This window comes from Ruegeria sp. AK4 (assembly GCF_056541025.1).
Genome location: NZ_JBQFXS010000008.1, coordinates 171,573 through 182,254, shown reverse-complemented (window position 1 = coordinate 182,254; position 10,682 = coordinate 171,573). Strand labels below are relative to the sequence as shown.

The window sequence follows — 10,682 nt, the reverse complement described above, 5'->3', positions numbered from 1 at the left end:
CCAACCGGCAAATCGCTCCGCCCGTCGGATAATAAACACCCGTTACACCACCCGTCCCAATCGTGATGAACTCCTCAGAATACGCCGCAGGCGCAAAAAAGGCGGCGGCCGCAAAGGCGGTAAGGCTGACTTTAACTTTGTTCTTCATAACTGTTCTCCCTGTCGTCTTTTTCCGGCAGACTTGACGAAAACCGAAGGCGGGAAATTGTGCCGCCCTGGAAACATAAAGCATGTCAGTATCTGATTTTTTCCAAAGTCTCCCAACAAATACGAGGTTTCATTCAGAGACAGCACTTGTCAAGTGCAGCCCCTGCCCGCGCCCGCAAAAGTCTCAGTTTTGAAGATATCCGGAGGAATTTCCCCGTCTGCCCCGGGGTAAGACCGTCTGACAGGTCCACTGAACATAAACAGTGATAATTGCGAATGTTGCGCCGCAAAATCAAATTGACGCTGGATGTGGTGCCCTTCCCCGGACTCGAACCGGGACGCCGTTGCCGGCAAGAGATTTTGAATCTCTCGTGTCTACCATTCCACCAGAAGGGCACTGTCACTGGATTAGCGCCCAAAAAAGGGAAGGTCCAGAGGCAAAAATAAAGCAGTGAACTGTTTGTTTCCTTGACGGTGGTTGACGGGTCTGCGGGCGCGTGTTTTGGCTTGCACGGTTAGGGAATGGGATTTGAGTATCTTATGTTACGAGCGCTTTACGATTGGACGATCCGGCTGGCGGAGCATCCGCATGCCCTTTGGGCACTGGCGATTGTGGCCTTTATCGAAAGCTCGTTCTTTCCGATCCCACCCGACGTTCTGATGATTCCGATGATTATCGCACGGCCGTCGCGGGCCTGGCTGATCGCGGGGGTTGCATTGGTGGCCTCGGTTCTGGGGGGCTTGCTGGGTTATGCCATCGGCGCGTTCGCCTATGAAAGCATCGGTCAGCCCATCCTCGAAGCCATGGGCAAGGCGCATGCGATGGAGGAGTTCAACACCCGCTTCAACGATTTCGGCTTCTGGGCCGTTCTGGCCGCCGGTGTCACGCCCTTCCCCTACAAAGTCATCACCATCATGTCCGGCTGGACCGGGATGCCACTTGGAACGTTCATTGCGACCTCGATTCTGGCGCGGGCGATGCGGTTCTTTTTGGTGGCCGGATTGCTGTGGAAATTTGGCGAACCGATCCGCGAATTCATCGAAAAACGCCTTGGCCTGATGTTTACGCTCTTCATCATCTTGCTCTTCGGCGGGTTTTTGGTAGTGCGTTACCTATGACAAAAAGAACAAGCTATGTGCTATTGGCCGCCGGTGGTTCGGCGGCGATGCTGCTGGGTGCCTGGGCCTTTCAATATCTGGGCGGTCTTGCACCCTGCAAAATGTGCATCTGGCAGCGTTATCCGCATGGCGCTGCTGTACTGATTGGGGCTTTGGCCCTTTCTGCGCCCCATGTGCGGCTGTTGCCTGCGCTGGGGGCTTTGGCGGCGCTGGTGACCGCTGGCATTGGCCTGTTCCATGCGGGGGTCGAGCGTAAATGGTGGGAAGGTCCGACCAGTTGCACCTCGGGCGATATTGGCGGGCTGTCGACGCAAGAGTTGATGGATCAGATCATGTCCGCCCCGCTGGTGCGCTGCGACGACATCCCGTGGGAGATGCTGGGCCTTTCGATGGCCGGGTGGAACGCCGTGATCTCTGCCGGGCTGGCCCTGATCTGGATCGCAGCCTGGCGCGCGCGCTAAGCGTCCAGTTCTGCATCCCAGTACAGGAAGTCGATCCAACTGTCGTGCAGGTGGTTGGGCGGGAATTTCCGCCCGATATTGCGCAGGGCTTCGGCATCGGGCTGACGCGGCGGCTTGCGCAGGCTCATCCCGGCTTGCCGCAGCGATTTCGACCCTTTGCGCAGGTTGCACGGGCTGCAGGCTGCGACAACGTTCTGCCAGCTTGTGACGCCCCCGGCGGCACGCGGCACAACGTGGTCAAATGTCAGATCGCCCCGGCTACCGCAGTACTGGCAGCAGAACTCATCCCTCAGAAATAAATTAAAGCGCGTGAAGGCCACGCGCTTTCTGGGTTTTACATAGTCTTTCAAAACAACGACCGAGGGTATTCGGATCTCGGTGCTCGGGCTTCGAACGACCTCGTCGTATTCAGCCACGATGTCGACCCTGTCCAGCCAGGCGGCCTTGATCGCCTCTTGCCAGGGCCACAGCGACAGCGGGTAATAGGACAAGGGGCGGTAATCGGCATTCAAAACCAGCGCCGGGTGATGCTTGAGCGCACCTGGCTCCCTGACAAATTCGGTCCTGAAGTCTCCGTCCATCACAGAATCGCTCCTCGCTCTCAGCTGCCCGTTTGTGACACCAGAGCGGGGAGCACCCGCCCCGGCCTTATAATGACTATATATCGTGGTAAAACTCTGACAAGCCCTGATTTTCCACAATATGTCGCAGACTGAGTACGCCTGTTCCGTAACAGACACGTGACAGTTATCCACAGGTTGCACCTGCTGTGCCCTTCGGGCTATGGGCGGGTCATGTCCTGGTTCATTCGCTTCAACAAACCGTTCGACGTGCTGCCGCAGTTCACCGACCGCGCGAATGAGGATTCGCCGCGCCGGACCCTGTCGGATTTCATCGACCTGCCCGGGGTCTACCCGGCCGGGCGGCTGGATCGTGACAGCGAAGGTCTGTTGCTTTTGACCGATTACGGGCGGTTGCAGGCGCAGATATCGGACCCCAAACACAAGATGGCCAAGACCTATTGGGTGCAGGTCGAAGGCGAACCCGATGCTGCCGCTCTGAAGGCGTTGCGGGACGGGGTTGAATTAAAGGACGGCCTGACCCGACCCGCCAAAGTGCGCGAGATCGACGAACCCGAAGGGCTATGGCCGCGCACCCCGCCGATCCGCGTGCGCAAGACTGTGCCCGACAGTTGGATCGAGTTGACGATACGCGAAGGCAAGAACCGGCAGGTGCGCCGTATGACGGCGGCTGCCGGTCTGCCGACGCTGCGCCTGATCCGCTACCGGATCGGAGATTGGACACTGGACGATCTGGAACCCGGTCAATGGGACAGCCTGCCAATGCCAGCCCTGAACGCCGCGCCGCAACGCAAACGCGACCGCCGCGTGCGGCGGTGACAGGGCAAGCCGCAATCTGTTAAACTGGGGCTATGAAAGTCACGCCTCAAACACCTGTTCCCTCGGCCATTCTGGAAGCGGCGCTCTATGTGGATGACCTTGACGCCGCCGAACGGTTCTATGGCGAAACGCTGGGGTTGGAGCGCGTTCAGCGCGTCGCGGAACGCCATGTGTTCTACCGGGTCGGTGGCTCGGTGCTATTGCTGTTCAACGCGGATGAGACGGAAAAGCCGCCCCTGAACCCGGACCTGCCCGTGCCGCCTCATGGCGCGCGGGGCGCAGGGCATGTATGCCTTGTCCTGACGCGGGAGGAAATCGAGGTCATGCGCAAGCATCTGCTGAACTGGAACATTCCAATCGACGCGGAATTCGACTGGCCCAGCGGGGCGCGGTCCTTGTATGTGCGCGACCCGGCGGGCAACTCGGTTGAATTTGCCGAAGCGCACCTGTGGGATTAGCGCAGATCGTACCGCTTTGAGATGCGGTTGACCGGTGTGCCATCCCGCAGCGGAACGCCATGCGCCACGGAATAGTCCCGAAACCCCATCTTGTCATAGTAACTCAGGCCCGGAACGTTGTCCGCCCGGATGGTCGCATTGATCGCCGATAACCCCAGCGCACCGGCGGTTTTCACCGTCTCGTCAAACAGCGCCCGCCCCGCACCGCGTAAGACGGGGTGGCGGCGGGTGAAGGTCGCGATATCGGCGCAGGTGTCGGGCAAATTCTCATGCGTGCCCAGCCACTGAAACCCGGCCACATCGCCCTGATCATCCAGCGCGACGTGGCAGCAAATCTTGTCGGCCCCGTCCAGATAGCTCTGCGCAAACAGGATGTCCGAGAACGGGATTTCATGTGCAGTCGTGCCGCCAGCGGCGATGATGTCGTTGAGGATGCGGCAGGCCTCGGCCACATCCTCTCGCATCATCGGGCGGACGGCGATCATGGTCACAGGCTCAGCTTGTCGCGCATGAAGGCCAGCGCCACGCTCAGGCCATCGGGGGCGATGCCGTGGCCGGTGCCATTCATGACATGGGCGTAGACCTCTTTGAACCCCGCGCCCTGCAGCGCTTCGGCTGCCTCGGGCAGCGATTGCGGTGGCACAACATCGTCCACATCGCCATGCACCAGCAGAACGGGCATCCGGCTGACCACTTCGTCGGCCAGCAGATCGGGTTCCAGCAAACGGCCCGAAAAGGCGACGATCCCGGCCACAGGGTCCTCGCGGCGCGGGGCCACGTGCAGGCTCATCATCGTGCCCTGAGAGAATCCGAACAGCACGACCTGTTCGGGCAGCACGTCTTCGTCGATCATCAGTGCGTCGAGAAAGGCGTTGAAATCCTCGACTGCCATTTCCATGCCACGCCGCGCTTCTTCCTCGGACGAGCCGTCGATCCACGGGATCGGAAACCATTGAAATCCGTTGGGCATTCCGGGGATCTGCTCGGGCGCGTCGGGGGCGACGAACAGCGTATCGGGCAGATGTTCGCCCAGCGGGTCGGCCAAACCCAGCAAATCGGCCCCGTTGGCCCCATAGCCATGCACGAACACCACGACCGAGCGTGTATCGCCCGAAACCGGCTCTTTTCGGAGCGCATTCAAAACTCGAGTCATCTGATCCCTTCTCGTTCCTTGGCCACCCGGTAATAGGCCCACAAAACCCGCGCCGCAACCGATCGCCAGGGCGACCAGGCCTCGGCCATCTGGCGTAGCTCTTTGCCCGTGGGGCGCTTGGGCAGATCGTAGAGAATCCGCGCGGCCTCCTGCAGGGCCAGATCGCCCGGAGCGATAACATCGGCCCGCCCAAGCGAGAACATGGCGTAGATTTCAGCGGTCCACACCCCGATGCCGGGCACCTCGGTCAGAACTGAAACAACCTTTGCATCAGAAACGTCACGCAAGGCATTGTAATCAATACGTGCTTCGGCCAGCGCGCGGGCATAGCGGATTTTCTGGCGGCTCAGCCCCACGGCGCGCAGATCGTCATCCGTGGCCCACATGATCTTGCGCGGTCCGGTCAGTTTCGCATCTTTCAACCGCTTCCAGATCGCATTGGCCGAGGCCACGCTGACCTGCTGGCTGACAATCGCGCTTAGCAGCTGGGCAAACCCGTCCGGGCGGCGACGCAAGGGCAGCGGGCCGGTCTGGTCCATCGCATAGGCCATGCGCGGGCACGCCCCGGCCAGCCACTCGGCCCCTTCGGCAACGCAATCCGGCGTTTCGATGATACGTCCAACGGTCATGCGCTCTCCGCTTTGTGAATTTATCCGCACGTTAGGCGGCTTTGCCGCATATGCAAGCCGCTTGTACGCGGGTCTTTTCGCGGCTACGCATGGCGCATGACACTGACCACCGCGACCCCGGACAATTCTCAGGCCAAACGCAACGTTGCGGTTCTGGTTGCGGCGCAATCGATTCTGGGCGCGCAGATGCCGATGATTTTCATCGTCGGAGGGCTGGCCGGTCAGTCGCTTGCCAGCAACCCCTGCCTTGCCACCCTGCCCATTTCGCTGATCGTTCTGGGCTCGATGCTGGCGGCCACGCCGATCTCGGGCATCATGCAGCGCTGGGGCCGCCGGGCGGGGTTTCTGGTGGGCGCAACTGCCGGGGCCTGCGGCGGTCTGGTCGGGGCTTATGGCCTTTATCTGGGGTCCTTCCCGATCTTCCTGCTGGGCAGCCTGCTGACCGGCATCTACATGAGCGCCCACGGCTTCTACCGGTTCGCCGCCGCCGATACGGCATCCGACGACTTCCGGCCCAAGGCGATCTCGTACGTCATGGCAGGCGGTCTGGCCGCTGCCATCATCGGGCCGCAGATCGTCAAACTGACCTCGCAGGCCTATGTGATCCCGTTTCTGGGCACCTATCTTGCGGTGATCGCGCTGAACGTCTTCGGCTCGGCCCTGTTCTTTTTCCTCGACATTCCGACGCCACCCAAACCATCCGAAGACACCCCAAAAGGCCGCACGCGGCTGGAGCTGCTAAAAACGCCGCGCATAGCCGTCGCCATCATCTGCGCCATGGTGTCCTATGCGTTGATGAATCTGGTCATGACCTCGACCCCCCTTGCCGTCGTCGGCTGCGGATTTTCCGCCAATGACGCCGCGGATGTTGTCACAAGCCATGTTCTGGCCATGTATGTCCCCAGCTTCTTCACCGGGCACCTGATCGCGCGGTTCGGGGTGGAAAAGATCGTGGCACTCGGTCTGGCTATCCTCGCAGGAGCTGGCGTCGTGGCCCTGCAAGGGGTCGAGTTGGGCAATTTCTTCTTCGCCCTGATCCTGCTGGGCATTGGCTGGAACTTCGGCTTTATCGGAGCCACCAGCATGCTGGCGGCCTCGCACGAGGTCCACGAACGCGGGCGGATGCAGGGCCTGAACGACCTTCTGGTGTTTGGCGGGGTAACTGTCGCATCGCTCGCTTCGGGCGGGTTGATGAACTGTTCCGGCGGCTCGCCGGTCGAAGGGTGGACAGCGGTGAATCTGGCCATGATCCCCTTGCTGACTTTGGCAGGTGGCGCGCTGTTGTGGCTGGTCCTCAGACCGGCAGACACCAGAACCGCCTGATCACCACCGCCCCGAGGCCGAGGTCCACATCAGCGACAACCGCCGACGCGCCTCGCCCTGTATCAAAACCCCCGAGGCGACTCGATCCGGGCGCGCGATGGCCTGTTTCAAAATCCACTCGGCCTGCCATCCGACATACATCGCCGGGCGCGCCTTGGCGGAAACGGCATCTCGCCGAACACGCGCCTTGGTCAAACGCGCAAGCGCCGATTGCGCCAAACTCCGTACACCCTCGGGCGTGCCATCCAGCAACGGAATCCGTCCCCGCGCCTCAAGTTCAGGAATGGCGCGCAACCAGTTCGCCACACCGACGCCATAGCCATAGTCGCGCACAACCGCTTCATCCGCCGTCCCCAAAGCCTGTGTGGCCGCGACCAGCAGAGACCCCGAGCTGTGGTTGATATAGGCATCGAAATGCGCCTGATCCTCGAACGGATCACGGTAGATATCCCAACGCCTTACGGCGATATATTCATCCAGTGCAGCCGCCAGATGCGGTGACAGCACACGCGACAGAGGGGTAACGACCTCATGCCGCCGCGCCCTCGGACCTTCGGCAATCTCCTGCAGCGCATCGCGCCACCATTGCAGACGCATCTCGGCAATCATGGCCTCTTGCGTCACCCAGGGGGCGCGCGCAACCTCGACATTCAACGCGTAGATCGGAAACAGGATCGGGCGCGCGGAAACCGGCGCTGCCATTGCGGCCAGAAATCGGTCAGGATCGGCCTTGTGCACCAAAGCGGCGCAGGCTTTGACGTCTTCGTCAAAGGAAACGCTCACTCGGCTGCTGCCTTTTGCGGCCCGCAATCCCGGACAAGTTTCCACTGGATCGCATCCAGCAGAGCCTCGAACGAGGCATCCACTATGTTCGCGCTGACCCCCACCGTGGACCAGCGCCGCCCCTGCCCGTCTTCGCTGTCGATGATAACGCGGGTGACGGCCTCGGTGCCGCCCTGCGTGATGCGCACTTTGAAATCGACCAGATGCATATCGTTCAGTATCTGGGAATATTGCCCCAGATCCTTGGCCAAAGCCTTTGCCAGAGCGTTGACCGGCCCCCGGTCACTGCCCTGTTCGTCATGCGATTCACTGACCGACAGCTTCTTTTCGCCATCGACTTTCACCACCACGACGGCCTCGGACAGGCTGACCATCTTGTTGTACTTGTTCTTGCGCCGCTCGACCGTCACCTTGTAACGCTTGACCTCGAAGAACTCGGGCAATTGTCCCAGCTCATCCCGCGCCAGCAATTCGAAACTGGCTTGTGCGGTGTCGTAGGAATAGCCCTCGGCCTCGCGCTGCTTGATCCGTTCCAGAATGCGCCCCAGCGCCGGGTCGCCCGACTCGACCGTCAGCCCCGCTTCGGTCAGACGCTTGCGCAGGTTCGACTGCCCCGCCTGGTTCGACATCGGGATAATCCGCGCATTGCCCACGGTGGCGGGCTCGACATGTTCATAGGTCGAGGGGTCCTTGAGGATCGCACTGGCGTGCAGACCGGCCTTATGTGCAAAGGCCGAGGCCCCCACATAGGCCGATTGCTTGCTGGGCACACGGTTCAGTATGTCGTCCAGCATCCTGCTGATCCGCGTCAGCCCGGCCAGCGCCTCGGCGCTTACGCCAATCTCGAAGCCCGAGGCATAGGGCTCTTTCAACAACAGCGTCGGGATCAGCGCCGTCAGATTGGCATTGCCGCAACGTTCGCCCAACCCGTTCAGCGTGCCCTGTATCTGCCGCGCGCCCGCGTCCACGGCAGCCAGCGAACAGGCCACCGCGTTTTCGGTGTCGTTATGGGTATGGATGCCCAGACGGTCGCCCGGCAACCCCGCCGAGATCAACTCCGAGACGATACGCCCGACCTCGGCAGGCAAGGCCCCGCCATTGGTGTCACACAGAACAACCCAACGCGCGCCTGCGTACAGCGCAGCGCGGCAGACCTGCGTGGCGTAATCGGGATTGTCCTTGTAACCGTCAAAGAAATGCTCGGCATCGAACAAGGCCTCGCGCCCCTGCGCCACGATATGCGCGACCGAGGCGCGGACATTCTCGACGTTCTCCTCCAGCGAGATACCCAGCGCGTGGGTCACGTGATAGTCATGCGACTTGCCGACCAGACACACCGCTTGCGTGCCTGCGTTCATCACCGCGGCCAGCACATCGTCATTCTCGGCCGACCGGCCCGACCGTTTGGTCATTCCGAACGCCGTCAACCGGGCCGAGGTCTTGGGGGCCGCATCGAAAAACGCGCTGTCGGTGGGGTTGGCCCCGGGCCAGCCGCCTTCGATGTAATCAACCCCCAAAGTGTCCAACGCCTGCGCGATCTGCACCTTTTCAGCGGTCGAGAACTGCACACCCTGCGTCTGCTGCCCGTCACGCAGTGTGGTATCGTAAAGGTAAAGACGCTCTTTGCTCATCAGACTTCTTCCAGCTTGCCGGCGTCGAATCCGGCTCCGGGCACCAGTTCGACCCCCTCTTTGCTCATCCGCACTTCAAGCCCGGCGGCAATATACGCGGATTTCAGACGATCGACTTCCGAAAAATCCTTGTTCTGCATCGCCGCCGCCCGCGCATGGGCCAACCGCTCGGCATGCGAGGTCAAATCCACCGCACCAGTTTCCGCCCAGGCCCCCATGTCGTCCGACAACAACCCAAGCACCTGCGCGCTGGCCAGCAATACCGCCGCGTCCCCGTCCGACGCGATCCGGTGGAGGTCCGCGATGGCACCCGCCGTGTTCAGGTCATCGCCAAGCGCCGCGATTACCGAGGGTGCCGCGCTGGCGGCGGGCTCGATGCCCGCTGTCAGCGCCCGCCACTTGCGCAGCGTCGCCTCGGCCTCGCGCGCCTTTTTCTCGGTCCAGTCCATCGGCTTGCGGTAATGCGTCTGCAGGAAGACGAACCGGATCACCTCACCCGGCACGCCCTTTTCCAACAAATCATGCACGGTGAAGAAATTGCCCAGCGATTTGGACATCTTCTTCCCCTCGACCTGCAGCATCTCGTTGTGCATCCAGACCTTGGCGAACTCACCATGCGGATGAGCGCACCGGCTTTGGGCGATCTCGTTCTCATGATGCGGGAACATCAGATCGTTGCCGCCGCCGTGAATGTCGAAACTCTCACCCAGCAGCTCATAGGCCATGGCCGAGCATTCGATATGCCAGCCCGGACGCCCGCGACCCCAAGGGCTGTCCCACCCCGGCAGTTCATCGGTCGACGGCTTCCACAGCACGAAATCCATCGGGTTTTTCTTGTACGGTGCAACCTCGACCCGAGCGCCCGCGATCATGTCATCGACCGACCGGCCTGACAGCTTGCCATAGTCCTCTTTCCAACTGTCGACTGCAAACAACACGTGACCCTCGGCCGCATAGGCATGGCCCTTGGCGATCAGATCCTCGATCATTGCGATCATCTGGTCGATATATTGCGTGGCGCGGGGCATCTCGTCCGGCTCCAACGCACCCAACGCACCCATGTCCTGCAGATACCAGCCGATGGTCTCGTCCGAGCGTTCCTGAACAAGCTGCTCCAACGATCCTTCGGCCCCGGCCTGTTTCCGAGACAGGGCCGTGGCGTTGATCTTGTCATCCACGTCGGTGAAATTGCGCACGTAAGTCACGTGATCCGCGCCATAGACATGGCGCAGCAAACGGTAGAGCACGTCAAACACCACCACGGGCCGCGCATTGCCCAGATGGGCGCGGTCATAAACGGTGGGTCCGCAGACATACATCCGCACGTTTTCGGGATCGATCGGAACGAAATCTTCCTTCGTCCGTGTCCGCGTGTTGTGCAGCTTGATGTGTGTCATCGGTCTGGCTCCTAAAGCTTGCGCGTTGGCGCGGGCTTAGCAACTTGTCTCAGAGATGAAAACGAAAGAAACCGGCCCGCTTGATAAATCAGCAGGTAATGCAGCAGATAATGATGCAGCTCTTGCGGCTCATGCCCCATCGCTTAACACGAGACAGCCCCCACGCCAAGGCTTGAGTTCG

General features: G+C 61.1%; 12 protein-coding genes and 1 tRNA gene. 5 read left to right on the top strand and 8 right to left on the bottom strand.

Translation table 11 applies throughout. The annotated features are described in order from the left end of the window. Nucleotides 1–457: 457 nt before the first annotated feature. Nucleotides 458–543 (bottom strand) — tRNA-Leu (locus ACR0EZ_RS16060). Nucleotides 544–687: 144 nt separating this feature from the next. Here ACR0EZ_RS16060 and ACR0EZ_RS16055 point away from each other — a divergent pair. Both ACR0EZ_RS16055 and ACR0EZ_RS16050 read left to right on the top strand, forming a co-directional pair. Next, complete coding sequence (locus ACR0EZ_RS16055) at nucleotides 688–1,266, top strand: YqaA family protein (protein ID WP_480614951.1); 579 nt, start codon at nucleotides 688–690, stop codon at nucleotides 1,264–1,266. Next, nucleotides 1,263–1,727, top strand: a complete 465-nt coding sequence (locus ACR0EZ_RS16050; protein ID WP_480614949.1) for a disulfide bond formation protein B — start codon at nucleotides 1,263–1,265, stop codon at nucleotides 1,725–1,727. Before ACR0EZ_RS16055 ends, ACR0EZ_RS16050 begins: the two co-directional genes overlap by 4 nt. Here the strand turns inward: ACR0EZ_RS16050 and ACR0EZ_RS16045 are convergent. After that, nucleotides 1,724–2,308 (bottom strand): HNH endonuclease, encoded by a 585-nt coding sequence (locus ACR0EZ_RS16045; protein ID WP_480614947.1) that lies wholly within the window; start codon nucleotides 2,306–2,308, stop codon nucleotides 1,724–1,726. The genes ACR0EZ_RS16050 and ACR0EZ_RS16045 overlap by 4 nt on opposite strands. Nucleotides 2,309–2,521: 213 nt before the next feature. Here ACR0EZ_RS16045 and ACR0EZ_RS16040 point away from each other — a divergent pair, with 213 nt between their 5' ends. Beyond that, nucleotides 2,522–3,127 carry an rRNA large subunit pseudouridine synthase E gene (locus tag ACR0EZ_RS16040; RefSeq protein ID WP_480614945.1) on the top strand — a complete coding sequence of 202 codons (606 nt, stop codon included), beginning with the start codon at nucleotides 2,522–2,524 and terminating at the stop codon, nucleotides 3,125–3,127. 32 nt (nucleotides 3,128–3,159) lie between these two features. Further along, a complete protein-coding gene (locus tag ACR0EZ_RS16035; protein WP_480614943.1) occupies nucleotides 3,160–3,585 on the top strand; it encodes a VOC family protein in 426 nt (141 codons plus the stop codon). Here ACR0EZ_RS16035 and ACR0EZ_RS16030 read toward each other — a convergent pair. The 3 genes from ACR0EZ_RS16030 to ACR0EZ_RS16020 are packed head-to-tail and all read right to left on the bottom strand — an operon-like array spanning nucleotide 3,582 to nucleotide 5,367. After that, entirely contained in the window at nucleotides 3,582–4,070 is a 489-nt protein-coding gene (locus ACR0EZ_RS16030; RefSeq protein WP_480614941.1) for an N-acetyltransferase family protein, read from the bottom strand. The genes ACR0EZ_RS16035 and ACR0EZ_RS16030 overlap by 4 nt on opposite strands. Before the next feature lie 2 nt (nucleotides 4,071–4,072). Beyond that, a complete protein-coding gene (locus ACR0EZ_RS16025) occupies nucleotides 4,073–4,738 on the bottom strand; it encodes an alpha/beta hydrolase (RefSeq protein ID WP_480614939.1) in 666 nt (221 codons plus the stop codon). Further along, nucleotides 4,735–5,367, bottom strand: coding sequence for a DNA-3-methyladenine glycosylase family protein (locus ACR0EZ_RS16020; RefSeq protein WP_480614937.1), 633 nt, complete (start codon nucleotides 5,365–5,367; stop codon nucleotides 4,735–4,737). Before ACR0EZ_RS16020 ends, ACR0EZ_RS16025 begins: the two co-directional genes overlap by 4 nt. 96 nt (nucleotides 5,368–5,463) lie before the next feature. Between ACR0EZ_RS16020 and ACR0EZ_RS16015 the strand changes: the two genes are divergently transcribed. Further along, on the top strand, nucleotides 5,464–6,690 hold the full coding sequence (locus ACR0EZ_RS16015) for an MFS transporter (protein ID WP_480614935.1): 1,227 nt from the start codon (nucleotides 5,464–5,466) through the stop codon (nucleotides 6,688–6,690). Here the strand turns inward: ACR0EZ_RS16015 and ACR0EZ_RS16010 are convergent, their stop codons facing one another. The 3 genes from ACR0EZ_RS16010 to cysS are packed head-to-tail and all read right to left on the bottom strand — an operon-like array spanning nucleotide 6,691 to nucleotide 10,501. Further along, nucleotides 6,691–7,473, bottom strand: a complete 783-nt coding sequence (locus tag ACR0EZ_RS16010; RefSeq protein WP_480614933.1) for a squalene/phytoene synthase family protein — start codon at nucleotides 7,471–7,473, stop codon at nucleotides 6,691–6,693. Then, a complete protein-coding gene (cimA, locus tag ACR0EZ_RS16005; protein ID WP_480614931.1) occupies nucleotides 7,470–9,104 on the bottom strand; it encodes a citramalate synthase in 1,635 nt (544 codons plus the stop codon). The genes ACR0EZ_RS16010 and cimA overlap by 4 nt, the downstream gene beginning before the upstream one ends. After that, a complete protein-coding gene (gene cysS / locus ACR0EZ_RS16000; protein WP_480614929.1) occupies nucleotides 9,104–10,501 on the bottom strand; it encodes a cysteine--tRNA ligase in 1,398 nt (465 codons plus the stop codon). Before cysS ends, cimA begins: the two co-directional genes overlap by 1 nt. Nucleotides 10,502–10,682 lie beyond the last annotated feature (181 nt).